Origin of the sequence: Novosphingobium sp. RL4 (assembly GCF_035658495.1) — a bacterium.
Classification (GTDB): domain Bacteria; phylum Pseudomonadota; class Alphaproteobacteria; order Sphingomonadales; family Sphingomonadaceae; genus Novosphingobium.
Window position 1 is genome coordinate 738,244 of the sequence record NZ_CP141944.1, and the last position, 24,729, is coordinate 762,972.

General features: G+C 66.0%; 22 protein-coding genes. 14 read left to right on the plus strand and 8 right to left on the minus strand.

The genetic code is table 11. From position 1 onward, the window contains the following. Nucleotides 1-24 precede the first annotated feature (24 nt). A complete protein-coding gene (locus U9J33_RS03585; protein ID WP_054437169.1) occupies nucleotides 25-750 on the plus strand; it encodes an OmpA family protein in 726 nt (241 codons plus the stop codon). Nucleotides 751-885: 135 nt separating this feature from the next. Then, nucleotides 886-1,554, plus strand: a complete 669-nt coding sequence (locus tag U9J33_RS03590; RefSeq protein ID WP_324699002.1) for a hypothetical protein — start codon at nucleotides 886-888, stop codon at nucleotides 1,552-1,554. Between the two features lie 97 nt (nucleotides 1,555-1,651). On the opposite strand, the gene U9J33_RS03595 is transcribed toward U9J33_RS03590, so the two are convergent. The 4 genes from U9J33_RS03595 to uvrB form a co-directional block, all read right to left on the minus strand. Beyond that, nucleotides 1,652-3,160, minus strand: coding sequence for a S10 family peptidase (locus U9J33_RS03595; RefSeq protein WP_185998112.1), 1,509 nt, complete (start codon nucleotides 3,158-3,160; stop codon nucleotides 1,652-1,654). A gap of 206 nt (nucleotides 3,161-3,366) precedes the next feature. Further along, complete coding sequence (locus U9J33_RS03600; protein WP_369818239.1) at nucleotides 3,367-4,872, minus strand: acetyl-CoA hydrolase/transferase family protein; 1,506 nt, start codon at nucleotides 4,870-4,872, stop codon at nucleotides 3,367-3,369. 127 nt (nucleotides 4,873-4,999) lie between these two features. Further along, nucleotides 5,000-6,109: a LuxR C-terminal-related transcriptional regulator gene (locus tag U9J33_RS03605; RefSeq protein ID WP_324697937.1), complete on the minus strand. Its 1,110-nt coding sequence runs from the start codon at nucleotides 6,107-6,109 to the stop codon at nucleotides 5,000-5,002. Between the two features lie 250 nt (nucleotides 6,110-6,359). Continuing rightward, nucleotides 6,360-8,549, minus strand: coding sequence for an excinuclease ABC subunit UvrB (gene uvrB, locus U9J33_RS03610; protein WP_054437165.1), 2,190 nt, complete (start codon nucleotides 8,547-8,549; stop codon nucleotides 6,360-6,362). A gap of 110 nt (nucleotides 8,550-8,659) precedes the next feature. Between uvrB and U9J33_RS03615 the strand changes: the two genes are divergently transcribed. Both U9J33_RS03615 and U9J33_RS03620 read left to right on the plus strand, forming a co-directional pair. Beyond that, entirely contained in the window at nucleotides 8,660-9,220 is a 561-nt protein-coding gene (locus U9J33_RS03615; protein ID WP_324697939.1) for a DUF3617 domain-containing protein, read from the plus strand. Between the two features lie 88 nt (nucleotides 9,221-9,308). Further along, nucleotides 9,309-10,031, plus strand: coding sequence for an esterase/lipase family protein (locus U9J33_RS03620; protein ID WP_420719874.1), 723 nt, complete (start codon nucleotides 9,309-9,311; stop codon nucleotides 10,029-10,031). Between the two features lie 9 nt (nucleotides 10,032-10,040). Here U9J33_RS03620 and U9J33_RS03625 read toward each other — a convergent pair whose 3' ends face one another. From U9J33_RS03625 to U9J33_RS03635, 3 genes are all read right to left on the minus strand, one after another. Further along, the gene (locus U9J33_RS03625; RefSeq protein WP_185998110.1) at nucleotides 10,041-10,925 is read right to left on the minus strand and encodes an EamA family transporter; all 885 of its coding nucleotides are present in this window, start codon (nucleotides 10,923-10,925) and stop codon (nucleotides 10,041-10,043) included. A gap of 175 nt (nucleotides 10,926-11,100) precedes the next feature. After that, nucleotides 11,101-12,936 carry a flavin-containing monooxygenase gene (locus U9J33_RS03630; RefSeq protein ID WP_292636616.1) on the minus strand — a complete coding sequence of 612 codons (1,836 nt, stop codon included), beginning with the start codon at nucleotides 12,934-12,936 and terminating at the stop codon, nucleotides 11,101-11,103. 105 nt (nucleotides 12,937-13,041) lie between these two features. Beyond that, entirely contained in the window at nucleotides 13,042-13,968 is a 927-nt protein-coding gene (locus tag U9J33_RS03635) for an SDR family NAD(P)-dependent oxidoreductase (protein ID WP_324697946.1), read from the minus strand. A 239-nt stretch (nucleotides 13,969-14,207) separates the two neighbouring features. Between U9J33_RS03635 and U9J33_RS03640 the strand changes: the two genes are divergently transcribed. The 5 genes from U9J33_RS03640 (at nucleotide 14,208) to U9J33_RS03660 (ending at nucleotide 19,840) form a co-directional block, all read left to right on the plus strand. Next, a complete protein-coding gene (locus tag U9J33_RS03640) occupies nucleotides 14,208-15,815 on the plus strand; it encodes an SMP-30/gluconolactonase/LRE family protein (protein WP_132469438.1) in 1,608 nt (535 codons plus the stop codon). 2 nt (nucleotides 15,816-15,817) lie between these two features. Further along, nucleotides 15,818-16,231, plus strand: coding sequence for an EthD domain-containing protein (locus U9J33_RS03645; RefSeq protein ID WP_054437160.1), 414 nt, complete (start codon nucleotides 15,818-15,820; stop codon nucleotides 16,229-16,231). After that, complete coding sequence (locus U9J33_RS03650; RefSeq protein ID WP_185998108.1) at nucleotides 16,224-17,453, plus strand: MFS transporter; 1,230 nt, start codon at nucleotides 16,224-16,226, stop codon at nucleotides 17,451-17,453. The genes U9J33_RS03645 and U9J33_RS03650 overlap by 8 nt, the downstream gene beginning before the upstream one ends. Nucleotides 17,454-17,541: 88 nt before the next feature. Continuing rightward, nucleotides 17,542-18,900, plus strand: coding sequence for an aromatic ring-hydroxylating oxygenase subunit alpha (locus U9J33_RS03655; protein WP_054437154.1), 1,359 nt, complete (start codon nucleotides 17,542-17,544; stop codon nucleotides 18,898-18,900). Nucleotides 18,901-18,922: 22 nt separating this feature from the next. Further along, nucleotides 18,923-19,840 (plus strand): glyoxalase, encoded by a 918-nt coding sequence (locus U9J33_RS03660; protein WP_185998107.1) that lies wholly within the window; start codon nucleotides 18,923-18,925, stop codon nucleotides 19,838-19,840. A gap of 95 nt (nucleotides 19,841-19,935) precedes the next feature. Here U9J33_RS03660 and U9J33_RS03665 read toward each other — a convergent pair whose 3' ends face one another. Next, complete coding sequence (locus U9J33_RS03665; protein ID WP_324697950.1) at nucleotides 19,936-20,535, minus strand: TlpA disulfide reductase family protein; 600 nt, start codon at nucleotides 20,533-20,535, stop codon at nucleotides 19,936-19,938. 19 nt (nucleotides 20,536-20,554) lie between these two features. Between U9J33_RS03665 and argH the strand changes: the two genes are divergently transcribed. From argH to U9J33_RS03690, 5 genes are all read left to right on the plus strand, one after another. Then, nucleotides 20,555-21,928, plus strand: coding sequence for an argininosuccinate lyase (argH, locus tag U9J33_RS03670; protein WP_324699003.1), 1,374 nt, complete (start codon nucleotides 20,555-20,557; stop codon nucleotides 21,926-21,928). A 5-nt stretch (nucleotides 21,929-21,933) separates the two neighbouring features. Further along, on the plus strand, nucleotides 21,934-22,173 hold the full coding sequence (locus tag U9J33_RS03675) for a hypothetical protein (protein WP_054437144.1): 240 nt from the start codon (nucleotides 21,934-21,936) through the stop codon (nucleotides 22,171-22,173). A gap of 76 nt (nucleotides 22,174-22,249) precedes the next feature. Then, nucleotides 22,250-23,509 carry a diaminopimelate decarboxylase gene (lysA, locus tag U9J33_RS03680; protein ID WP_324697952.1) on the plus strand — a complete coding sequence of 420 codons (1,260 nt, stop codon included), beginning with the start codon at nucleotides 22,250-22,252 and terminating at the stop codon, nucleotides 23,507-23,509. Between the two features lie 86 nt (nucleotides 23,510-23,595). Continuing rightward, the gene (locus U9J33_RS03685; protein ID WP_324697954.1) at nucleotides 23,596-24,393 is read left to right on the plus strand and encodes a precorrin-2 dehydrogenase/sirohydrochlorin ferrochelatase family protein; all 798 of its coding nucleotides are present in this window, start codon (nucleotides 23,596-23,598) and stop codon (nucleotides 24,391-24,393) included. 98 nt (nucleotides 24,394-24,491) lie between these two features. Further along, nucleotides 24,492-24,725 carry a hypothetical protein gene (locus tag U9J33_RS03690; protein WP_324697956.1) on the plus strand — a complete coding sequence of 78 codons (234 nt, stop codon included), beginning with the start codon at nucleotides 24,492-24,494 and terminating at the stop codon, nucleotides 24,723-24,725. The last annotated feature ends 4 nt before the right edge of the window (nucleotides 24,726-24,729 follow it).

Consider the following 24,729-nt stretch of genomic DNA (forward strand, 5'->3'; position numbering starts at 1 on the left):
CTTCATTTCGTCTAGGCTGCCTTCATGAACCCCCGCCGCGCATCCATCGTTGCCGCCGGCGCCGCATTATGTCTGGCGCTTTCCTTTGTTGCGACGAGAGTGCGCGGGCCGATCTTCATCGGCAATCTGGAACGGCAGGCGGAAATCGTGCGCGACCGGGCGGGCGGAAGCGGTGTCGATCTCGCCTTCCGCGATCGCTACGGCTGGTTGACGCGCCATCCGGTGCTTTCGGGGGGCAAGGGGCTCGATGCCGAGACCCGCACCCGCGTTGCCGCCGCCGTGACCGAAGTACCGGGCATCGGCGGAATCACCTGGTCGAGCGAGGGTGACGGCACCGGCGGCACCCGGCTGCGCTGCCAGGACGACGTGGAGGCCATCCTCGCCTCGCGCACGATCCGCTTCACCGAGGCCAGCGCCCGGATCGATCCCGTCAGCGAACGCCTGCTTGACGAAGTGGCCAGGGCCCTGCGTCCCTGCGTGGGCAGCATCATCGCGGTGACCGGGCATACCGACGCCACCGGCAACCCGCAGGCGAACAAGGCGCTTTCGCTCGCCCGCGCCGAATCGGTGCGCTGGGCGTTGATCGGCCGCGGCATTCCCGCCGACGGCCTGCGCGCGGCAGGGCTGGGATCGAAGACGCCCATAGAAGGTCTGGACCCGCTCGACCCTGCCAATCGCCGGATCGAGTTTTCGGTGATCGCCTCGGCCCCGGTCAAGCCAACCCCGATCGATACGCCGGGTGCCGAATGACCGTGCAAATTACGATGAAAGGAGCCGCCGATGCCGCTATGGCTTGAAATGGCCGTTTCGGTGCTGCTGACCTATATGGCGGGTTTCGGCATCGGCTGGCTGGTCTGGAACCGGAAGGGATAAGTTGTGGTGCAAATGATCGAGGCCAACTGGCTGATCTTCATCGTCGCGTTGCTGGTCGGCATCGTCGTCGCCTACTGGCTGTTCGCGCGCGCCTCCAAGCCCGCGCCCCGCGCCCATCGTCCCGACGTGCTGGACGAAGGCGCCGCGCCCGCGCAGCGCAATCAGGCCCTGATAGACGATGCGCCGCCCGCTGCGCAGTTCACCGCGCCCGTCCATATCGATCCGCCTGCCATGGCGGGGACGATGGCCGGGATCGGCGAAGTGATCGCCGTGGCCGCGCAGCAGGAAGTGGATGCGGCCACCCCGCCGCCGCAGACCATCGCGGCCGAGCCGGAAGCGGCGCCTGCGCCCGCGCCTACGCCTGTACCTGCGCCTACGCCCGAGGCTCCGGCGCCTGAGCCCGCCGAAGTCGCGCCCGCACCTGCCGCCGCGCCGGCGAGCGAGGGCGACGACTTGCGCAAGATCAAGGGCCTCGGCCCCAAGATGCTCACGTTGCTGACCGCGCTCGGCGTGACCCGCTTCGAGCAGATCGCCGCATGGACCGATGCCGATCTCGACGAGCTGGACGGCAAGCTGGGGGCCTTCGCGGGCCGTCCGCGCCGCGATAGCTGGGTGGAACAGGCACGCCTGCTCTCCGGCGGGGACACCGGCGCTTACGAAGAGAAGTTCGGCAAGCTCTGAACGCGAAAAAGGGACGCTCGCAAGCGTCCCTTTCCTATGTCGCCCGGGCGGCAGAAAACGGGGCTGCGGGATCGTCCGCAGCCCCGTTTTTCTTGCGTCACGACGCCGCGCGGTAGCTTTCGAGGATATCGCGGCGGAGCGCCGCGCCGCTGTCCGTGCGCGAGTAGAACATGTGCCCGCCGGGGTACATGTGCAGTCGCACACGGTCCGGGCGGCCGAACTGCGGCATCTGCGACATGATCAGGCGCGAACCGAAGTAGGGGCACGAGAGATCGTCCCAGCCGTGAACGATGTCGACGGTCATCTTCGGGTCGATCGAGATCGCCTGGCGCAGGTCCTTGACCGGATTGTCGCTGTCGTCGCGTTCCCAGGCGTTGTTCACTTCATAGGACAGCGCGTTGTAGCGCGCATCGACCTTCCAGCCGACCTGACGCGTCACGAAGTCCACCATCGCCGAAGTCGTCGGCGCGATCAGGGTGGTCAGCAGCGGGTCGCTGTACTGCGGGCGGGCGCTGGCCGGGAAGGGGTCGTAGGCGGTGAAGTTGGAATCGTAGACCGAACCGACAAGACCCTGGTCGCGGCGGATTTCGCGCAAGTAGGTGCCGATATCCACGCGGCCGTCCATGCGGCGCACGAGGGCCGGATCGAGCCCGGTCAGTTCCGCCACTTTGGCCGAGAGGCGGTCGGTCGCGGCCTTGTCCTGCGGGCCGGCCAGGAAGTCCTGCACGTACTGGGTGCGGATGTACTGTTCGACGGGGGCCATCGAAGCCTCGCTCAGGTTGCCCTGACGTTCGAAGTGGCCTGCGACCATGGCGGGCAGGTTGATCATCCAGGGCAGCGGCGAAAGCGCGTCGTCCTCGCCGATGGCGGGCGGATCGAGATAGGGCGAAACCAGCGTCATGCCCGAGATGCCCACGCCCATCTGCGTCTGCAGGTAATAGGCCAGGCGCGGCACGCGGTAGCCGCCGTAGCTCTCGCCCGAAAGGTACTTGCGGCTGGTCAGGCGGCCGTTCTGGTTCAGCCAGTCGTAGACCACGCGGCTGAGGTACTTGATGTCGTTCTCGGAGGTGTAGAACGCCTTCTTGGTCTCTTCGGCATCGACGCGGCTGCGCGAGAAGCCGGTGCCGATCGGGTCGATGAAGACGAGGTCGGTGAAGTCCAGCCACGAGTTCGGGTTGTCATGCAGCACGGCCGGATCGGACGGGGCATCGCCCTGCGCGCCGAACTGGACGCGCTTGGGGCCGATGGCGCCGAGGTTCAGGTAGACCGAGGCCGCGCCGGGGCCGCCGTTGAAGGCGAAGGTCACGGGGCGCGAAGTGGGCGCACCGGGCACGGTGTAGGCGGTGTAGACCACCTCGCCGATGGTCTTGCCCTTCTCGTCCTTGATCGGCAGCGCGCCGACGGTGGCGACGTAATTCACGGTCTTGCCGCCGATCACCGCGCTCTGCTTGATCGACTTGGGCGCGGGCAGCATGGGGAGTTCGTCGCCCTTCGCATCGTCGCCCTTCTTCGCTTCGGCGCTGTCGGCGGGCTTTTCGGCCGCGAAGGCCGGGAACGAGGTGGCGGCGAGAACCATGGCCAGACAGGCCAGCGAAACTTTGCGCATGAAAGGAACGACCCCTTTTGGACTGCGCCCGAACGGGCGCTCATGGGGCGATACCTAGAACTCGAAGATAGTATACGACAAGGGTTCGGACCGGAAAAAATGGTGCCTGGCCCGTCCTGCCTTCCGGGGATTGGCCATGGGTTAAGCCATCGGAAGGCAGGGCAGGCCAGGCGTTCGGACGGCTCGGGGGTGCCGTCCGAATCCGGTCAGGGCAGCATCGATCCCGTCTCGATGAAGCGCTGGTGCCAGGACAGCGCCTCGCCCGGCAGCGAGGGCGACTGGAGGCCGTAGGAGCCCTTGAGCGCGCGGGCGTAATAGTCTTCCAGCAGCGGGCGATAGTCCGGGTGCGCGCAGTTGGCGATGATGACCTTGGCGCGCTCCCGCGGGCTGAGGCCGCGAAGGTCGGCCAGGCCCTGCTCGGTGACGATCACCTGCACGTCCTGGTTGATGTGGTCGACATGGCTGGCCTGCGGCACGATGGCCGAGATCTTGCCGCCCTTGGCGGTGGAGGGCGTCATGAAGATCGAGATATAGGCATTGCGCGCGAAATCGCCCGAACCGCCGATGCCGTTCTGGATGCGCGAACCCATGACGTGGGTGGAGTTCACGGCGCCGTAGATGTCCGCCTCGATCAGCCCGTTCATGGCGATGCAGCCGAGACGGCGGATCAGTTCGGGGTGGTTGGAGATTTCCTGCGGGCGCAGGATCATCTTGTCGCGGTAGCGGTGCATGTCCGCATTGACGCGCGCGGCAGCCTCGGGGCTCAGAGAGAAGGCGGTGGCCGAGGCCATGCGCAGCTTGCCGGAATCCAGCAGGTCCAGCATGCCGTCCTGGATCACTTCGGTGTAGGAAGTCAGCGCATCGAACGGCGAATCGACAAGGCCGGTCAGCACGGCATTGGCGATATTGCCCACGCCCGACTGGATCGGCAGCAGCGCCGAAGGCAGGCGGCCCAGCTTCACTTCGTGGCTCAGGAATTCGAGGATGTGGCCGGCGATCGCCCTGGCCTTCTCGTCCGGCGGGCTGAACGGGGCGTTGCGGTCCGGCCGGTCGGTCTCGACCACGGCGACGACCTTGGCGGGATCGACCTTGAGGTAGGGTTCGCCGATGCGGTCATCGGGCTTCACCAGCGGGATCGGCACGCGCGCGGGCGGCAGGGCGGTGCCGTAATAGATGTCGTGCATGCCCTCCAGCGCCTCGTTCTGCCACGAATTCACTTCGAGGATCACCTTGGAGGCGCGGTCGAGCCAGGTCTTGTTGTTGCCCACCGAGGAGGAGGGGATCAGGCTGCCGTCGGCGCGGATGCCGGCCACTTCGATCACCGCGGTGTCGAGCGGGCCGAGGAAGCCCTGCCAGGCCATCGGCGCGACCTGCGACAAGTGCATGTCGAAGTAGTTCATCTCGCCCTTGTTGATGCGTTCGCGGGCGATGGGATCGGAATTGTAGGGCAGGCGGAATTCGATGCCGTCGGCCTTGGCCAGCGCGCCGTCGAGCTCGGGGCCGGTCGAGGCGCCGGTCCACATGCGCACCTTGAAGGCGCGGCCCGCCGCGTGTTCGGCCTCGATATGGGCGGCAAGGGCAAGCGGCACGGCCTTGGGATAACCCGAGCCGGTAAAGCCGCTCATGCCCACGGCGGTGCCGCTTTCGATCAGGCGCGCGGCCTCTTCTGCCGGCATGACCTTGGAGCGAAGCTCGGGACTCTCAATGCGCATGGGCATCCTCTTCGTTTCTGAATGACGTTGGAAGCGCCAGTCGGCCTCCGGGAGCGACGAATCCAGTGCAAAGTCCAAACACACGGTTGCGGCGGATGCATGACAGAATCCGCCTGGTCCGTTCCCCTTATCGCGACACCATTTCTATCACCGATCCTGCCGTGGCGACCAGTTCCGCCTCGCGATTGACGCCGCACTTCTGGAAGATCGTGCGCAACTGGGCCACCACGGTCTGGACGCTGACGTTTCTCATTCCGGCGATGATCTGCCGCGAATGGCCCTGCGCCAGCAACATGACGACTTCGGCTTCGGCCATGGTCAGCTTCAGGGCGTCTGCCAGCCGCTGCGGCGGGACATTGGCGGGCGTGATCGGCGCGCGCAGCGTGACGATCACGCGCGGCGCGAAACCGAAGGTCCAGTCCTGCCGCGGCAGGGTGCGGACGTCGAGCAGAACCGGGCCTTCGTCGGCATGCAGCCAGAGATCGGCCGGTCCAGTGCGGGTGCCGGCAAGGGCCGCGCCGATCTGCGTCTGGAGCGCAAGGTCCACGTCCTGCCGCGCGGCGCGAAGCACCCTGGCGCGGACCTGCAGCGTTCGTGGGCCCAGCAGGTCGCGGGCGGCACCAGTCATTCCACAGACCTTGCCCACCGCGTCGAGAAGGATCGCGGCGCTGCTCATGGCTTCGAGCGATCCTTGCAGGAGCGCCGCGCCCTGATGCTCTATGGAATCCTGAAGCCGGATGGCGTCCAGCACGGTCGGCCCGATCCGGGCGAAGACCTCGCGCTGGGCCTCGGTCGTCGGGCCATCCCGGGTGCCATGCAGCGCGGCGATCCCGAACAGTACGCCGGGTCGCTGGCTCAGCACCATCTGGACGCCGAATTCGGCATCGTGGCGGCGCACATAGTCGAGATAGCTCTCATTGGTGGAAACGGCGCGCGCCGCCGCGTAATGCGCTTCCCATGACAGTTCGAGCGGCGGGCGCGTGGCGGCGACCCTGTAGTTCACGTCGGGCCGGTAACCGCCGATCGAGACGAACTCGTCGATGAAGGTCTGGTCGCTGTCCGTCACCCAGTTGAAGGCGGTGTTACGGTCACCCAGCGCCAGAAGCTGCGCGCGCGAGGAGCCGGTTTCACTGGCAAGCGCCTTCAGCGCCTTGTCCCACCCCGCATCCTCGAACGGTGCGCGCGTGAAAAGCTCCGCAAGATCGCCTGCGCGAGACTGGTCCCTGTCAATGCCCACAAACGATATCATGGGGCGGGTAACAGTACTTAACAAGTACCGTTATGCGATGGATCTTCCGGGAAAGTACCATGAACATGGTATGCCGCCGCCCTGGAATCAGTACAGGATAACCCTGCGACCCGAAGGATCGGCGACAAGCCATCCTGACACTGCCCGGGACCTGTTCTTCAGGCTCCCGGGCATTTTGCCATCCGGCATCGGCGGATGCGCGGATGAGCAATCCCGTCTTCCGTGAACCGGCCTTGCCTCAGCTGCCCCACCGCTTTTTCTGGGATTTTCCATAGCGCGTCTTGCGCGTCCCCGGCTTGCCCTCGTTGCTGCGGCCGACGATCGGGGCTTTCTTGTGATCGTCAGGAATGCCGAGTTCGCTGGCTTCCAGGCGGCGAATCTCGTCGCGCAGGCGGCCGGCTTCCTCGAATTCGAGGTCGGCTGCGGCATTGCGCATCTTCTGTTCGAGTTCCTCGATATAAGCGCGCAAGTTGTGGCCGACGAGATTGTTCTGCCCTTCCGCGTCGATGTCGATCAGCACGCCGTCGCGGCTGGCGGTGTCCGCCACGATATCGGCGATGCGGCGCTTGATCGTCTGCGGGGTGATGCCGTGCTCGGTGTTGTATTCTTCCTGGCGCGTGCGGCGGCGGTCGGTTTCGGCGATGGCGCGTTCCATCGATCCGGTCATGCGGTCGGCATAGAGGATCACGCGGCCATCCACGTTGCGCGCGGCGCGGCCGATGGTCTGGATCAGCGAGGTTTCGCTGCGCAGGAAGCCTTCCTTGTCGGCATCGAGGATGCAGACCAGCCCGCATTCGGGAATGTCGAGCCCCTCGCGAAGGAGGTTGATGCCCACCAACACATCGTAGACCCCCATGCGCAGGTCGCGGATGAGTTCGATGCGTTCCAGCGTCTCGACGTCGCTGTGCATGTAGCGCACGCGCACGCCGGCCTCGTGCATGAATTCGGTGAGATCCTCCGCCATGCGCTTGGTGAGGGTGGTGACGAGGGTGCGATAGCCGCGCTCCGCCGTGGTCTTGCATTCGACGATGCAGTCCTGCACCTGATCCTCGACCGGGCGGATCTCCACCGGCGGGTCGATCAGGCCGGTAGGGCGGATCACCTGTTCGGCGAAGACGCCGCCGCTCTGGTCCATCTCCCAGTGGCCGGGCGTGGCCGAGACGGCGATGGTCTGCGGGCGCATCGCATCCCATTCGTTGAAGCGCAGCGGGCGGTTGTCGATGCAGCTGGGCAGGCGGAAGCCGTATTCGGCAAGGGTGATCTTGCGGCGGTGATCGCCCTTCGACATGGCGCCGATCTGCGGCACCGTCTGGTGGCTTTCGTCCACGAACAGCAGGGCATTGTCCGGCAGGTATTCGAACAGCGTCGGCGGCGGTTCGCCCGGCATGCGGCCGGTGAGGAAGCGCGAATAGTTCTCGATCCCCGCGCAACTGCCAGTGGCGGCGATCATCTCGAGGTCGAAATTGGTGCGCTGCTCCAGCCGCTGGGCTTCCAGCAGGCGGCCTTCGGCTTCCAGTTCCTTCAGACGCTCGGTCAGTTCGAAGCGGATCGCCTCGCTGGCCTGCTTCATCGTCGGCCCGGGCGTGACATAGTGCGAGTTCGCGTAGACCCGCACTTTTTCGAGCGCGGAGCCCTTCTTGCCGGTGAGCGGATCGAATTCGGCGATTTCCTCGATCTCGTCCCCGAAGAACGAGATGCGCCAGGCGGTGTCCTCAAGGTGGGAGGGGAACAGTTCCAGGTTGTCCCCGCGCACGCGGAAGGTGCCGCGCGTGAAGGCCGCATCGTTGCGCTTGTACTGGAGGGCCACGAGCTTGCGGATGATCTCGCGCTGGTCCTGCGTGTCGCCGGTCTTGAGGTCGAAGATCATGGCCGAGTACGTCTCGACCGAGCCGATGCCGTAAAGGCACGAGACCGAGGCGACGATGATCACGTCGTCCCGCTCCAGCAATGCCCGCGTGGCCGAGTGGCGCATCCGGTCGATCGCCTCGTTCACTGAGCTTTCCTTCTCGATGTAGGTGTCCGACCGGGCGACATAGGCCTCTGGCTGGTAATAGTCGTAGTAGGAGACGAAATACTCGACCGCGTTTTCAGGGAAGAAGTCCTTCATTTCGGCATAGAGCTGCGCGGCGAGGATCTTGTTCGGCGCGAGGATCAGCGCCGGGCGCTGCAGTTCCTCGATCACCTTGGCCATGGTGAAGGTCTTGCCCGAGCCGGTGACGCCCAGCAGCACCTGCGTCTTCTCGCCCTCTTCCGCGGTCGAGACGAGGTCGGCGATGGCGGTGGGCTGGTCGCCGTTGGGTTCGTATTCGGAAACGACCTTGAACGGCCTGCCCGGCATCGACTTGTCGGGACGCTGCGGTTTGTGAGGGACGAACGTGCCCGAGGTGTCCGGTTCCTCAAGGCCCCGGCGAATGATCAGTTCTGCCATGGGAGAACATATGGGGTATATGCCACGCGCCCGCAATGAGTCGTTGGCAGTGACGACGCGCCGATGGTACCCCGCTCACATCCGGGGATGGTGCGAAGGATCAAGGCGAGATGAAGCGATACGTGACGATGACCGCGGCGATCGGTCTGGCAATGCTGGCCGCCGGTTGCGGTTCGAAGGACTCCGGCCACGAGGCCGAGGGCGCGAAATCGATCGACGAGGTGAAGCAGGAAGCCGCCAAGCTGGATCGTCCCAAGCCCGGCCAGTACAGCCAGAAGATCGCGGTTACCGGGATCGACCTGCCGGGAATGCCGAAGGAAACCGTCGACCAGATGAAGGCGATGCTGGCCAAGGAGAAGGTCAGCGAGTTCTGCCTGACCAAGGAACAGTCCGACAAAGGCTACCGCGACATGTTCGAGAGCGTCGATAAGGACAAGGAATGCGCTTATTCGCGCTTCACCGTTGATGGCGGCAAGCTCGATGCCCAGATGAACTGCACGGCGAAGGACGGCGGCAAGGCGGTCATGACGCTGAACGGCAAGGTGGCCGAGGACAGTTCGGACATCACCGTGGCCATGGACATGACGGGAACCGCGCAGGGCGCCCAGAACGGACAGATGAAGATGACGATGCACATGACGACCACGCGGGTCGGCGACTGCAAGGAGTGAAGGCGGCAGGGATGACAGCATGTCGGCGGTCGATCGGACAGGAGTCCGCAGGGGCGTGAACGGTCCGGCCCCCCGGCAGTTCGGCGTCATGCGCAGCGCCATCGCGCGCCGCGCGGCGCTGGCGCGCGAACCGCATCCCGAAGGCGTCCGCAAGCCGTCGCTGCGCCTGTTCCTGGCGGAACTCGCGTCTCTCCGCAGCCGCGGCGCGAAGCTGCTCGGCGTCGAGAAAGCGCTTCATCCCCAGCCGGTCATGCTGCTTCCCGGCTTCGGCGCCCATCCCAACCGGATGAAGCCGATGGCCGAGGCCCTCGCCCTGGCCGGGCATGACGTGCACGAATGGGGGCTCGGCTTCAACTTCGGCCCCAACCAGACCAACTTCGAGTTCCTGATGCGCCGCGTCGGCGCGCTGGCGCGGCGGCACCGGGCGCCTGTCACGCTGGTCGGCTGGAGCCTGGGGGGCCTGTTCGCCCGCGAGATCGCCCGCCGCGAGCCGGACAGCGTGGGCAAGGTGGTGACGATGGGCACGCCCTTTTCCGGCGATCCGCGCGCCAACAATGCCTGGCGGGCCTATCAGGTGGTCACCGGCCATTCGGTGGATGCACCGCCGATCGACTGCGATTTCGCCGCGAAGCCGCCCGTGCCGACCATCGCATTGTGGAGCCCGCGCGACGGGGTGATTCATCCGCGCTCCGCCTGCGGATGGCCGCACGAGCGCGACCGCGCCGTGGCCATCCGGTGTTCGCACCTCGGGTTCGCCAGCGATCCGCGCGCGATAGCCGAAGTGCTGCGGCAGCTCGATATCGAGGGCTGAGGCGGCGGTTCAGGCCATCGCCTCGTCGCGGGGGCTTGCCACCGGGGACCGGGCGGCGAGCGAACAGCCGGCGCTTGCCGCGATCATCATTGCCACCGCCAGCCATTGCAGCCCGGTCAGCCGCTCGCCCAGAACCGCGAAGCCGACGATCGCGCCGAGTGCGGGGGCCATGCTGCTGAGCAGGCCGACGATCCGGCTGGGGAGCTGCGTCATCGCCCGCATTTCAAGCATGTAGGGCAAGGCGCTGGACAGGATCGCGACGACGAACCCGAGGCCGAGCGCGGGCAGCGGCAGGCTGGCCGGAGCCGAAGCGATCCCGAAGGGCACGGTGACGAGGCAGGCCACCGTCATCCCGATCGATACCGCCGTCGAACTGCCGACTTGCGCTGCGCGTTTCCCGCAAAGGATATAGAGCGCCCAGCAGGCCGCCGCGCCAAGCGCGAAGCCGATCCCGGCCAGATCGAGCGGGGCGGCGCGTCCCGGCCAGGGGATCAGCAGCGCCAGTCCGCCGAGCGCCAGGCCGAGCCAGAGAAAGTCCCGCAGCGAACGCGAGGTCGCCAGGACCACGCCGAGCGGTCCGCAAATCTCGATGGCAACGCCAATGCCGATGGGAATGCGCCGGAACGCCCAGTAGATCATCAGGTTCATGCCGCCCAGCACGAGCCCGTAGACCAGCAGCCAGCCCAGTTGCCGCCCGCTCATGCGGCTGCGCCAGGGGCGGGCTATGGCCAGCAGGATCACGGCCGAAATCGCGGTGCGCAGGGCGGCGACGCCTTCCGGCCCGACGATCGGGAACAGGCTCTTGGCGAAAGCGGCGCCGAGATTGATCGAGGCCTGCGCCACGACGATGGAGAGGCCGGCAAGAAGGGCGGTGCGGTCGGTCGGCGCGGTCATGTCGGCGGCGATGCCCGCGCCGGCCGGCCTCGGCAAGTGCGGAGTTGGGCGTTACGCTGGTTCCGCCCGGGAATTGCCGCCGCCGCCGGCGCCATCGCCGCCGCGTCGGGCAAATGCTGGCCGGGGGGGGGCGGGCGAAACCCGCGCCCCCCGGCCGGAACGGGCTATTCGAGAATCAGGCCTCGAACTTCACCCCGTCCAGTTCCTTGCTGCCGCGCCAGTCGGCCAGCATGTCGCGGAAGGCGTCCCAGCCGGGCAGATAGCCGCGGAACAGGGCCCACTTCAGTTCCTTGTCGCCCTCGTTGTTGAAGTAGCTGGGCGTGCAGTCGTTCTGGAAGCCGGACATGTCGACTTCGTTTTCCTTGCAGTGCGCGCAGTAGCCTTCGACGCCTTCCCGGGTGGCGGCGACGGTGCTGGCGCCGCGGCGCAGGGTTTCGCCCACCATGAAGCCGATGTGCTCCGCCTGGCGGCCGAACTGCTCAGTCGTGGAGGAGTTCGTGGCGCCCTGGATGTAGCCCATGTAGAACATCGCCGGGAATTCGTCGGTGATCACGCCGTGGAACGTGCTCGCGCCGTTGGTCCAGTGGTCGTAGATCGACTTGCCGCCGCGTCCTTCGACGGTGTCGATGCCCCAGCGGCGCTTGAGGTCGGAGGTGACTTCGAAGCCGGAGGCGAAGATCATCAGGTCAACCTCGTGCTCCACGCCATCGGCGATGAAGCCCTTCTCGGTCATCCGTTCCACGCCCTGGGTGCCCGAAACGTCGATCAGCGTGACGTTGGGCTGGTTGAAGGTCGGGTAGAACTCGTTGTTGGAAAGCGGCCGCTTGCACATGAAGCGGAACCACGGCTTGAGCTTCTCGGCCGTTTCCTCGTCCTGCACGATGGCATCGACGCGGCGGCGCAGGCGTTCCATCACCTGGAAGTCCACGACTTCGCGGCGATCCATGAACTCCAGCGGATCGAGCGCGGGCCAGCCTTCCTCCGCCAGTTCGACGGCGAGGTTGCGGCTGATCTCGGTCCAGATGTCGCAGATCAGGTCAGGCTCGCCCGGCAGGAAGAACTGCTGCGCGGCGCGGTGGAAGTTCGCCATGCGCTCCTGCTGCCAGCCCGGCGCGAGCGAGGCGGCCCAGTCCGGGTCGGTCGGCGGATTGGGACGTTCGTCGATGTTCGACGGCGTGCGCTGGAGCACGAAGAGATGCTTGGCGTACTTGCCGAGGTAGGGCACCGCCTGCACGGCGGTTGCCCCGGTGCCGACGATGGCGACGCGCTTGTCCTTGAGCTTTTCCAGCTCCGGCGCGGTCCACGAACCGCCGGTATAGTCATGCTCCCAGCGGCTGGTGTGGAACATCTTGCCCTTGAAGTCGTGGATGCCGGGGATGCCCGGCAGCTTGGGCATGTTCATCACGCCGCCGGCCATGACCACGAACCGGGCGCGAATGTCGTCGCCGCGGTTGGTCTTCACGTGCCAGCGCTTGATGCTTTCGTCCCACTGGATCGAGGTGACGAGCGTGTGGAACAGCGCCTTGTCCACGAGGTCGAACCGCTCGGCCATGTCCTGGCAGTACTGCTGGATTTCCCAGCCGTCCGAGAACTTCTTGCTGGGCATGAACCCCGTTTCTTCCAGCAGCGGCAGGTAGCAGTAGGCGTCGTTGTCGCACTGCACGCCGGGATAGCGGTTCCAGTACCATACGCCGCCGAAGCCGCCGGCGTGATCGATGTTGCGCACGTTGGAAACGCCCTGCTTGTGCAGGTGGTAGCCGGCCAGAATGCCCGAGAAACCGGCACCGAGGATGGCGACGTCCAGATCCTCGACGATCGGCTCACGCTCGGCCACCGGGGTGAAGGGATCGTGGGCGTAATTGTCGGAAAAGTCTTCGGTGGGCCGCACGTACTGCTCGCCGCCCTCGCGCCGCATGCGCTTGTCGCGCTCCTGGCGATACTTGGCCTTCAGCGCCGGGATGTCGAGTTCCTCGGGGCTTGGCACGTCGGTCTTGAGGCAGGTCATTTCCATCGAATGGGCATCCTCTTGGGTGGCGACTCTGCTCCGGTCGCCCGTTGCTGCCGAATCTGGCGCAGCCGGCAGTTAGTTGTCAACAATGTTGTTCATTAAGCCCGGTCACGCATCGGCGCCCGCCGTCGCCATCCGGAACGAGTAGCCGATGTGATCGACATGCCCGTGAAGCCCGAAATCGAGCACTTCGGACTTGTCGCGGAAGGCATCGGAAGCGGCGGCCACGTCCTCGATCGTCCACTCCGGGCGATAGACGCCGCGCGTCTCCGCCACGAACATGCGCGCCACGCGGCCCGCCATCGAGGCGAAGGTCTCTCCGGTGACCGGGCATTGCTCGTGCGAGAGCCAGCCGACCACCGGCGCCACGAGTTCGGGGTCCATCGGCGGATACTGCGAGATGTCGAGCCCCTCGGCCATGCGCGTCACCGCGCCGGGCACGATCACGTTGCACTTCACGTTGTGCGCCTCACCCTCGAGCGCGGCGATGTTGGAGAGGCCCAGCATCGCCGACTTCGACATGCCGTAGTTCACGCAGTTGAGGTTGCCGTAGAGCCCGCCGACCGAACTGGTCAGCACGATGCGCCCGTAACCGGCATCGCACATCGGCCCGAACGCGGCCTGCACGACGTGGAAGGCGCCGAGCAGGTGAACGTCGAGCACGGCGTGAAGGTCTGCGGCCGAAAGCTCGCGGATCGAGCCGTAGCGCACGTTTCCGGCATTGTGGACCAGCACGTCGATCCGGCCCCATTGGTCCAGCGCGGCCTGGACGATGGCCTTGCCGCCTTCGGGGGTGGAGACGGAATCGGTATTGGCGATGGCCTCGCCGCCCGCCGCCACGATCTCGTCCACCACGCTCTGCGCCACGCTCTCGTCTGCGCCGGGTGCATCGAGGTCGCCCCGGATCGCACCGCCCAGATCGTTGACCACCACTTTGGCCCCGCGCGCCGCCAACAGCAGCGCATAGGCCCGGCCAAGACCGCGGCCGGCTCCGGTAATCACCGCCACGCGGCCGTCAAAGCGCATCTCTTCCATGGAACTCTCCCGGCCGACCGTCCCTGATCGGGGTGGTCTCTTTTCCGTCTGTCGATCGAATATGCGTACAGGGCGGGGCGGGGCAATCGAACAAAGCCGCGCCAACGTCGCCCGGGCGATAGTGCGCGTTCCCAGGCGCTTCGTCCCGGTCACCGCGTTGCCTGCCCCGGACACGCTGGATAGGCTCGGCACGCAAAAGAACGGCCGCAGCAGGGCCGGACGAGAGGACATTCTTGACGATGCTCGAACCCGCAGGACGCAATCACGGCGTCGTCTCCGCCCGCCCGGCCGAAGGCTGGACGCTGCACCGGCTGACCCCGCCTTCGCGCCTCAACGGCGCCAACGGCCTGCGCACGGGCGCCGATGGGCGCATCTATGTGGCGCAAGTCGCGGGCAGCCGCGTTTCGGCGATCGATCCCGACAGCGGCGCGGTGGAAGTGGTGAGCGAGATGGGCGGCGCGATCACCGCCCCGGACGATCTCGTGTTCGACGATGCGGGCAATCTCTACGCCACCGAGATCACCGAAGGTCGCGTTTCGGTGCTGCGCCCCGACGGCAGCAGCGCCGTGATCGCGGACCTGCCGGTGGCCAACCCGATCACCTTTTCGCAAGGCCGCCTGATCGCGGCGGGCTGCCACATCGGCGCGCAAGTCGTCGAACTGGACCGCGAGGGCGGCGGCGCGCGGGTGATTGCCGATAACGTGCCGATGCCCAATGCCTTCGAGGTCGGCCCCGACGGCAAGCTCTACATGCCGGTGATGGGCGCCAACGCGATCTGGCGGGTCGATCTTGACGGGCGCGGCGAGCCGGAAGTGGTCTGCGGCGACCTTGGCGTGCCGGATTCGCTGAAATTCGACGCGCAGGGCATGATCGTCTCCACCCAGGTCGCCAGCGGCCAGGTGCTGCGGATCGATCCGCGCACCGGCGAGAAGACGGTGCTGGCCGATATCGGCGCGGGGCTGGACAATTGCACTTTCGTGGGGGACCGCCTGTTCGTCTCGCACATCCTGGGCTCGATCCATGAGATCACCACGCCCCGAAGCGCGGGCGGGCTGGTGAAGCCGCTGGTCGAGAAGGGCCTGCAATGGCCGCTCGACGTGGCGATGGGCGAGGACGGCGTGCTGTGGATCGCCGACGGCGGCTTCGTCTTCTCGCTGCGCGCGGGCGAGATGGCCAAGCTGGAAGGCATGTTGTTCAGCCCGAATTTCCCCGGCTACTCGCGCGGGGTCGTTGCGGCGGGGGCAGGAACGATGATCGTCACCACCGCCAATGGCGATGTGGCCAGGTTCCACCCCGCCGGCCCGGCGAGCGAGGTGCTGGCGAGCGGTTTCGACCAGTTGATGGGTGTGGCGCTGGCCCCTTCGGGCGCGGTGGTCTTCGCGGAATACGGCACCGGCAAGGTCCATTCGGCCGATGGCGGGCGGGTCGAGGAACTGGCCTCCGGGCTGGACCGGCCCAAGGGCGTCGCCGTTGCCGGGGATGGTACCGTCTATGTGGCCGAAAGCGGAGCGGGCCGGGTGGTCAGGCTGGTCGGCGGGCGCACGGAAACGGTGCTCGACGATCTCGTCCGGCCCGAAGGACTGGCCGTGCGCGACGGCATCGTCACCGTGCTCGACGTGAAGCGGCGGGAGGTCGTGCAGTGCGATCTGTCCGGCGGCGCGCGGCAGGTGATCGCCTCGGACCTGCCGGTAGGCACGCCCGAAGGCACCGATCCCCGGCCGCTCGGCGGGGTCGGCGACATGTGCGGGCCGATGGGCAACATGACCGGGCTCGATGTGGGGCCGGACGGCACGGTGTGGATCTGCGCCGATCTCGAAGGCAGCGTCCTGGCGCTGAGGAAGGCGTAATCATGCTCAAGCAGCTCTGCTTTTTCCGCAAGCGCGCCGACATGACCATGGACGCGTTCATGGACTACTATGAAAACCAGCATTCGCAGCTCTCGAAGAAGATGGGCGCGGCGCCGGCGATCCCCGGCGCGGTGCGCTACGTCCGGCGCTATCTGGTGCCGGAGAAGAACCCGATCACCGGCGAGATCCACGATCCCGGCTATGACTGCGTGATGGAAATCTGGTGGAACAGCCGTGAGGACTTCGAACGCTCGCAGGCGATCATCAGCGATCCCGCGCGCCGGCCGATGACAATGGCGGACGAGGAGAAACTCTTCGCCGGCCACGCCAATCCGGTCTGTACCTGCATCGAATACGATTCGCCGATGGGCCCGAACGGCGAGCCCACGCGGGTGGAGCTTTCCTACGGTGACTGAGGCGGCATCGGCTCGGCAGGAGTGGGCGAGATACGGGCTGGTGCCGGTGGCGGCCGGGCTCGGCTATGCCACCAGCGTGATCCATATCTACGGCATCGGACCGTACATCGGCCCGGTGGCCGAAGCGATGGGCTGGAGCCGCACCGAAGTGACCTTCGGGCTCACCATCGCAACCCTGGTGCAGGCCGTGGGCGGCGTGTTCATCGGCCTTGCGGTCGACCGGTTCGGTCCGCGCAGGTTCGGGGTGATCGGCGCGGTGCTGCTGACGCTGGCCTTCGCGCTGCTCGGCACGGTGGGGGCAAGCCTTTCGCAGTGGTACCTGCTGTGGGGCCTGATCGCGATGGTCTCGCTGCCGGTGCAGGCTTCGGTCTGGACCAGCGCGGTGGCTTCGCGCTTCGAACTTTCGCGCGGGCTGGCCCTGGCGGTGACGCTTTGCGGCGCCTCCATCGCGGCGGGCTTGTTCCCGATCCTGGGGACATGGGCGATCAGGACTTTCGGCTGGCGGCTGGCCTTTGCGGTTCACGGCGGGCTGTGGTTCCTCCTCGCCTTCCCGGCGATCCTCATGTTCTTCCGCGGCGCGCACGATCGCAGCAGGGCCGCCAAGGCGCCGGTCCGGCGCGATTTGCCCGGCGCTTCGCTGGGCGAAGGGCTGCGCTCCAGCGTCTACCACCGCCTGTTCGCGGCAAGCCTGCTGTTCACGTTCACGATCATTGCCCTGGTCGTCCACTTCGTCTCGATCCTGGGAGACCGGGGCGCAGACCCGATGACGGCGGCGGCCATCGCCTCGTTCGTCGGCTGGTTCTCGCTGGCGGGGCGGCTGGGCACGGGCGTCCTGCTCGATCGTTTCCCGGCTTCGCTGGTCGGCGCGGCGGTGTTCCTGCTGCCGGTGGCGGGCTGCGGCCTGTTGCTGGGTTCCGGCACTTCGCTGGCGGCGCTGGCGCTGGCCTCGGCGCTGATCGGGCTGACCCTGGGCGCCGAGATCGACGTCGTCGTCTACCTCATCACCCGGCATTTCGGGCTTCGGAACTTCGGCGGCCTCTATGGCGGGGTGCTGGCGGCGCTGTCGATCGGCACGGCCATCGGTCCGCTCGCGGCGGCGGTGATCCACGACCGGACGGGAAGCTACGAGAGCTTCCTCTGGCTGGCGATCGGCATGATGGCGGCAAGCAGTCTGGCGATCGGCACGCTGCCGCGCCGCAGCCTCGCTTTCGCGCCGGCGTGAACGCGGTAGCGCCACGGCGATTTGCTCCGCTGTGCGAATAATGGGATAACGGGCGCAAATCGGCGCGAAGATAACGGGATGAGAACGCATGGGTGAAATTGGCACGATCGTGCAGGCTGCCGAGGACCTGACCGTCCCGGTCCGCGTCCCGGCCGAGGCCTACGTTTCACCGGAATACGCCAAGGCCGAACGCGACAGGCTGTGGCGCAAGGTCTGGCTTCAGGCGGGGCGCCTGGAAGACATTCCCGAAGTCGGCGATTTCATCACTTTCGACATCCTCGACGATTCGGTGATCGTGGTCCGCGCCTCGGAAACCGAGATACGCGCTTTCCACAATGTCTGCCCGCACCGCGGCCGCAAGCTGGTCGATACGCCGCCGGGAATGCGCAATGCCAGGGGCACGCGCCGCAACTTCATCTGCGGCTATCATGGCTGGACCTTCGGGCTGGACGGGGCCAACACCTATCTAGAACACCAGGAAGACTGGCAGGGGCGGCTCTGTGGCGGTCAGGCCGATCTAGGTGTCGTTCAGGTCGGTCTCTGGGGCGGTTGGGTCTGGATCAATCTCGACCCCGATTGCATGCCGCTGGCCGAATATCTCCACCCGGCAGCGGGCATGCTCGACCCCTATGGCCTTGAAAACATGCGTCCCCGCTGGCGCAAATGGGTCGTGTTCGAGTGCAACTGGAAGGTCGCGATGGAGGCCTTCTGCGAAACCTACCATGTTTCCACCACGCACCCCGAATTCATGGAATTCGGCCAGTTCCGCGGCTGGGCCCGCAACCAGGGACTGCACTCCAACATCGGCTACGAAGCGCCCAAGGGGCAGGAGGAAGACTCCGGAAAACTGCGCCTCGGCGCGGGCGAGGACCCGCGGCTCACCACGGCGGAAATGCAGAATTTCACCTGGGCGAATGCCAATACCAACACGACGATGACACTGGTCGGCGTTGCCAACCGCCTCAAGGACGAACTGCCCGAAGGTACCCCGGCGGCGGAAGTGTCGGCCTACTGGATCGGCACCGCGCGCAAGGAAGACGCGGAACGCGGCGTGGTGTGGGCGCAGGTCGATCCGCAGCACACGGCCCAGGCGGGCACGGCCTGGCAGATCTTCCCGAACTTCCAGATCGGCCACGCGGTCAACAACATGCTCTGCTATCAGGCACGGCCCTATGGCGCCGATCCGGACAAGTGCATCTTCGAGGCTGCCGTCTACGAACTCTGGCCCGAGGGTGAAGCTCCCGAAACGGAATGGGAATACACCGCCCCCAATGACTGGCCGCCTGTTCTCCAGCAGGACTTCGCCAACATGGCTGCTGTCCAGCAAGGCATGAAAAACGTCGGTTTCCGGGGCGCGCAGCCCAACCCCTACATGGAACGCTCAGTGGCGAGCCTGCACATGAACCTTGCCAGATTTATGGGCTCGGGCAGCCCCGAAACCTACTGATCGGCCCCGGCCGATGGAGGGGATGCCGCTGGTTCACGTAAGCTGGGCGCTTGCCGATAATGGCTTGCGTCCCGCCTGCGACGCGTTCTTTCGCGAGGTGTTCGGCGCGGAGACCGCGCACGAGATATTGATAACGCCGGAAACCGAAAAGCTCGGCCTCGACCGCGAAGAGAGCTTGCTGATGGTGGGCGACACCATGTTGATCCCGATCGCCCCGGCCGGTCGAGGCGCGGAACCGGGGCATCCGCTCGGCGACATGCTGCGGCGCTCGGCAGGGGAGAACCGCTGGATCGGCATCGCCCTCAAGACGAACGACCTGGCGGCGGCAGACGCCTGGTTCGCGGCGCGCGGCTTCAAGCGGCATTACGATCCGGGCATGGAAGCCTTCTATTTCCTGATCCCGCGCGGACAGGTCATGGGCTTGCGGCTGGAGATCGTGAAGCAGGACATGCCCGGCGATCCTCGCCGCGATCCGTCGTGGAGCGCGGCGAAGTGGCGGGACGGGCATCCGCTGGGGATCGAGGGATTGCAGGCCATCGGCCTTTCCGCGCCATCGCTGAACGATGCGCGCGAAATGTTCCACGGGAAACTCGGGTTGCCGGAACTTGGCGAAAGAGCACTGCCCGAGGGGGACTGTGCCGCCTTTGCAATAGGCGATACCGTCCTCGAAGTTCTGGCAGGACGCAAGCAGAGCGACGCCGTTTCCGTCCATGCGCGCGAGGTGAAGGGAATCCGGCACCTCGTCTTCAAGGTTCGTGATGCCACAGCCGCCGCGCAATACTTGCGCGGCAAGGGGCTCCCGTTGACCGGAGATACCGAGACGCGTTTCGCCGTTGTGCCGGAAGCGGCGCAGGGGCGGCTGATCTGGTTTACTGGAGCGACACCGGCGGGCTATCCGCCGGCTGGTTCGCGGCTGGCGGAACTCGTCAAGACCGCCTGAAGCGGATCAGCGGCGCCTTGTGCCGGTCCTGCCAAGACGCGGCGCCCGCATGAGGATGACCATGGTTCTCCCGGCCCCGCGGGCCCCCGATCCGCCTACTTGGCTTCTGCCAGCAACTTGGCTGCTTCCGGAGAGCTCCAGTCGTTGCCGCCCGTGTAGCGCCAGACCTCGCGGCCCTGGCTGTCGAACAGAACCGTTACGGGCAGGTTGCCGCCGTACTGGAAGCCGAGGTCGCCGTTTTCGTCCACCCAGGGCTGGATATTGTCCAGCTTGCGGCGACGAAGGATCTCCACGACCTTGTAGGTGTCTCCGGTATCCTCGGAGATCGGCAGGATCTGCACCGGCCCGTTGGGGTCTTTGGCAAGGGCTTCGAGAGTCGGCATTTCCGCGATGCAGGGGGCGCACCAGGTCGCCCAGAGGTTTACCAGCAGCGGCTTGCCCTTCAGCGACATGAGGTCGAGGCTCTCCCCGGTATTGTCGACCAGGGTCACGTCCGGCATCGGATCGCCCTTGTGCGAACGGTCCAGCTTGCCAGCAGGCTTTGCGGCGGCCGGCGCGGTGCTTTCGGAAGCTTGCGCCGAAGCCTCCTGTTGCGCGTCCTTCCCGCTTTGCCTATCGCAGCCCGCGGCCAGGAGGGCGCCTGCCCCCGCGATGGAACACAGGACGAGCGACTTGAGCGATTTGGAAGACAGCAAGGCGGCAGGCTCCAACCAGATGTGGGGGGGACGGTTCGAAGGTGGACCGTCTGCAATCATGCGCGAGATAAATGCCTCGATCCCCTTCGACAAGGCATTGTGGCGGCAGGACATCGCGGCCAGCAAGGCGCACGTCGCGATGCTGGGGGCTTGCGGCGTGGTTTCGGCCGAGGACGCGATCACGATTCGCGATGGCCTCGATCAGGTTGCGGCCGAGTACGAAGTCTCCGGAGTTCCCGAAAACTGGGACCTCGAGGACATTCACATGACCACCGAGGGTCGCCTTGCCGAGCTGATCGGCCCGGTTGCAGGACGCCTCCACACCGCCCGTTCGCGTAACGACCAGGTGGCGACCGATTTCCGGCTCTGGGTGCGCGATGCCGTCGATCAGGCCGATGCGGGTCTCGAAGCGCTCCAGAAGGCGCTCGTCGCCCGTGCCGGTGAGCATGCCGATTCGATCATGCCCGGCTTCACCCATCTCCAGACCGCGCAGCCGGTGACGCTGGGCCATCACCTCATGGCCTATTACGAGATGATCGGCCGCGACCGTTCGCGGTTTGCCGACGCTCGCAAGCGCATGAACCGCAGCCCGCTCGGCGCCGCGGCGCTTGCCGGAACCGGCTTCCCGATCGACCGCACGATGACCGCGCAGGCGCTCGGCTTCGACGCGCCGACCGACAACAGTCTCGATTCGGTGTCGGACCGCGATTTCGCGCTCGATTACCTGATGGCGGCCAGCCAGTGTTCGCTGCACCTTTCGCGTCTGGCCGAAGAATTCATCATCTGGGCCAGCCAGCCCTTCGGTTTCGTGGCACTGCCCGATTCGCTGTCCACGGGCAGCTCGATCATGCCGCAGAAGAAGAACCCGGACGCCGCGGAACTGGTGCGCGGCCATTCGGGCCGGATCGTTGGCTGCCTCACCAGCCTGATGATCACCATGAAGGGTCTGCCGCTGGCCTATTCGAAGGATATGCAGGACGACAAGCCGCCGGTCTTCGAGGCGGCTAGCCTGCTGGCGCTGTCGATTGCGGCGATGACCGGCATGGTTGCGGAAACCCGCTTCCGCACCGATCGCATGCGCGGCGCTGCCGAACTGGGCTTCGCCACTGCCACCGATCTCGCCGACTGGCTGGTGCGCGAAGGCAACATTCCCTTCCGCGAGGCGCACCACATCACCGGTTCGGCGGTAAAGCTGGCCGAGCAGCGCGGTGTCGCGCTCGACCAATTGCCGCTGGAAGACCTCAAGGCCATCGACAGCCGCATCGACGAGCGCGTATTCAAGGCGCTCTCGGTCGAGGCTTCGGTCGCCGCGCGCAAGTCGCACGGTGGCACCGCGCCCGAGCAGGTACGCCTGCGCGTTGCCGAAGCCCGGCTCGCGCTCGGTCTGGAGTGATCTGAATGCGCAAGACGGCTGCCCTGATCCTGTTTCTCGCCCTTTCGGCCTGCGGCCAGCGGTCCGCGCTCGCGCTGAAACCGGGGCAGCAGCTTCCGCCCGCGCCCTATGGTCGCGAGCAGAAACCGGGCAGCGCGGAACTGCTCAATACGCCCACGCTGGCGATACCCGAGCGTAGCGTCGAATTGCGCACCCGCTCGGAATCGCGTGAGGACGATCCTTTCGACCTCCCGCCCCCGGAATAAGCCTCTTTCCTGTTTGCCGCGTTTTCGTGGGCCGGGCCGTTCGCCTGGCTCGAAAAATGCCTTAGCCGAGACGACCATGGACCATTTCGAACTCACGAACGGCGAGCTTTTCGCCGAAGACGTGCCGCTGGCTGCGATTGCCGCCGAAGTCGGTACGCCAGTTTACGTCTATTCCCGCAGCACGCTCAGCCGCCATGCCCGCGTGTTTCGTGAAGCGCTGGCGGAACTGCCCAAGGTTCACATCGCCTTCGCCGTGAAGTCCAACCCGAATCTTGCGGTGCTTCGCCTGCTTGCCAGGGAAGGTTACGGCGCCGACGTCGTATCCGAGGGTGAAATGAACCGTGCCCTCGCTGCGGGAATTCCTGCCGGGGACATCGTGTTTTCGGGCGTGGGCAAGACCCGCCGCGAACTGACCGCCGCCGTGAAGGCAGGGATCGGCCAGTTCAATCTCGAAAGCGAGGAAGAAGGTGTGGAACTGGCGGAGATCGCCGCCGCACTCGGCCTGCGCGCGCCTTGCGCCCTGCGGGTCAATCCGGATGTGGATGCGCGCACGCACGCCAAGATTTCCACTGGCAAGGCGGACAACAAGTTCGGCGTTGCCTATGACCGTGCGGCCGGGATCTATGCTCGTCTCTCGGGGCTGGTCGGGTTGGATATGAAGGGCCTTGCGGTTCATATCGGCAGCCAGATTTCCGATCTCGAACCCTCGCGCCTCGCCTTCATCAAGATGGGCGAGCTGATGGAGGCGATCCGTGCCGAAGGTCATTCGGTGACGCACATGGATCTCGGCGGCGGGCTGGGCGTGCCTTACAAGGCCACCGATTCGCTGCCGACACCGCAGGACTACGGCGCGATGGTCGCATCGGTGGCGAAGGACTGGGGCGTCACCCTGATGTTCGAGCCGGGCCGTGTGATCACCGGGAATTCCGGCGTGCTCGTTACCGAAGTCGTCCGGGTCAAGGAAGGCGCGGTGAATCCCTTTGTCGTGGTTGATGCGGCGATGAACGATCTTGCGCGCCCCGCCATGTACGATGCCTGGCACGACTTCGCGGCAGTGAAGCCCAACGGCAGGACCATGACCGCCAACATCGTCGGACCCATCTGCGAAAGCTCTGATACGTTCGCCATGGGCCGCGAGATCGATGAGGTCGTATCGGGCGATCTGGCGATCTTCCGCACGGCAGGCGCCTATGGTGCGACCATGGCGAACACCTACAACAGCCGTGCGCTGGTGCCCGAAGTGATGGTGGACGGAGACAAGTGGGCGATCGTTGCCGCCCGGATCGAGCCGGAAACGATCCTCGCGGCGGAAACCGTGCCGGAGTGGCTGGCCTGACCCGGAACAGTCCCGCGGGCTTCGACAATCATGGCCTGAACGGATAGGAACGGCGCAGTCCGTCGTTCCTATCGAGGCCGTTCTTCATGATTGAAAGTTTACCGCTGTTCCACCGCCTCACCGGCCAACCGGTGGTGGTGCTGGGAGCGGGCGAAGCGGCGGAAGCCAAGCGCCGGCTGGTGGAACGGGCTGGCGCGCGTCCTGTCGCAAGCCTTGAGGAGGGGATCCTCGAAGGCGCGCGAATAGCCTTTGTCGCGCATGAGGACGAGGCGCTGGCACTGGCCGACGCGGCGCGCGCGCGGGAAGCCGGGCTCCTGGTTAATGTGCCGGATCGGCCCGCACTATGCGATTTCACTGTGCCGTCGATTCTCGATCGGACGCCGGTTCTGCTGGCTATCGGTACGGGCGGGGCTTCGGCAGGGCTGGCGAAGCAGCTCCGCCTGCGGCTGGAGATGCTCTTGCCGCAGACGCTGGGCGCGCTCGCGCAAGGGCTGTTCTCTGCCCGTGCAGCGTTGCGGACGCGTTTTCCCGATGCCGGTGAGCGGCGGCGCGCTCTTGATGCCGCGCTGGGTGAGGGCGGCCCGCTCGATCCGCTGGTGGAGCAGAGCGCAGCGCGTATCGAAGGCTGGCTGGCGAATGCGACCCCTGTCTCGACCGGCATGGTGGAAATCCGGCTGCGAAGCGCGGACCCCGAAGACCTGACCTTGCGCGAGGCCCGGCTCCTGGGATCGGCAGACCGGGTCATGCATGAACTGGCTGTTCCGTCAGCCGTGCTGGAACGCGCCCGCGCCGATGCTGGCCGTTTTCCGATCCCGGCCGATGACGAGGCGGTTGCATCCGCCGAGGGCCTGACGATCGTGCTGCGCGCGGCCTCGTCAGGTTGATTCCCATAAGACATCCAAAGTGCGACACTATTGAGGGTCAATTACGTCGGTTAATTGTATATTTACAATTGCAGGAAATTAATTAAGCCGGAAGGCGGGTGTGCGGCAACCTTGTTATTTACGGCGGATCATCAGTGCCGAAGGGGGATGTTTTGCAGCGAACGGATTCATTGATTTTTGAGTTGCCGCAGATCGATCTTGCCCTGCTTCCCGATCTCGATAGTCCAGTTGCACTTCACGGTACCCTTGCAGATCGTGACCGCCTGCAATGCCTAGATGACAATCGTGCGCTTCTTGTCCCCTGCCTTTACGAACTGCATCCGGGTACGTGATACC

What these genes read in the sequence shown, in the direction of transcription:
- U9J33_RS03620 (WP_420719874.1), top strand. Translation starts at nt 9,309, where the DNA reads ATGCGCAGCGCCATCGCGCGCCGCGCGGCGCTGGCGCGCGAACCGCAT.
- U9J33_RS03585 (WP_054437169.1), top strand. Translation starts at nt 25, where the DNA reads ATGAACCCCCGCCGCGCATCCATCGTTGCCGCCGGCGCCGCATTATGT.
- U9J33_RS03645 (WP_054437160.1), top strand. Translation starts at nt 15,818, where the DNA reads ATGCTCAAGCAGCTCTGCTTTTTCCGCAAGCGCGCCGACATGACCATG.
- argH (WP_324699003.1), top strand. Translation starts at nt 20,555, where the DNA reads ATGTGGGGGGGACGGTTCGAAGGTGGACCGTCTGCAATCATGCGCGAG.
- U9J33_RS03595 (WP_185998112.1), bottom strand. Translation starts at nt 3,160, where the DNA reads ATGCGCAAAGTTTCGCTGGCCTGTCTGGCCATGGTTCTCGCCGCCACC.
- uvrB (WP_054437165.1), bottom strand. Translation starts at nt 8,549, where the DNA reads ATGGCAGAACTGATCATTCGCCGGGGCCTTGAGGAACCGGACACCTCG.
- U9J33_RS03685 (WP_324697954.1), top strand. Translation starts at nt 23,596, where the DNA reads ATGATTGAAAGTTTACCGCTGTTCCACCGCCTCACCGGCCAACCGGTG.
- U9J33_RS03600 (WP_369818239.1), bottom strand. Translation starts at nt 4,872, where the DNA reads ATGCGCATTGAGAGTCCCGAGCTTCGCTCCAAGGTCATGCCGGCAGAA.
- U9J33_RS03635 (WP_324697946.1), bottom strand. Translation starts at nt 13,968, where the DNA reads ATGGAAGAGATGCGCTTTGACGGCCGCGTGGCGGTGATTACCGGAGCC.
- U9J33_RS03655 (WP_054437154.1), top strand. Translation starts at nt 17,542, where the DNA reads ATGGGTGAAATTGGCACGATCGTGCAGGCTGCCGAGGACCTGACCGTC.
- U9J33_RS03625 (WP_185998110.1), bottom strand. Translation starts at nt 10,925, where the DNA reads ATGACCGCGCCGACCGACCGCACCGCCCTTCTTGCCGGCCTCTCCATC.
- U9J33_RS03675 (WP_054437144.1), top strand. Translation starts at nt 21,934, where the DNA reads ATGCGCAAGACGGCTGCCCTGATCCTGTTTCTCGCCCTTTCGGCCTGC.
- U9J33_RS03660 (WP_185998107.1), top strand. Translation starts at nt 18,923, where the DNA reads ATGCCGCTGGTTCACGTAAGCTGGGCGCTTGCCGATAATGGCTTGCGT.
- U9J33_RS03640 (WP_132469438.1), top strand. Translation starts at nt 14,208, where the DNA reads ATGCTCGAACCCGCAGGACGCAATCACGGCGTCGTCTCCGCCCGCCCG.
- U9J33_RS03630 (WP_292636616.1), bottom strand. Translation starts at nt 12,936, where the DNA reads ATGGAAATGACCTGCCTCAAGACCGACGTGCCAAGCCCCGAGGAACTC.
- U9J33_RS03590 (WP_324699002.1), top strand. Translation starts at nt 886, where the DNA reads ATGATCGAGGCCAACTGGCTGATCTTCATCGTCGCGTTGCTGGTCGGC.
- U9J33_RS03615 (WP_324697939.1), top strand. Translation starts at nt 8,660, where the DNA reads ATGAAGCGATACGTGACGATGACCGCGGCGATCGGTCTGGCAATGCTG.
- lysA (WP_324697952.1), top strand. Translation starts at nt 22,250, where the DNA reads ATGGACCATTTCGAACTCACGAACGGCGAGCTTTTCGCCGAAGACGTG.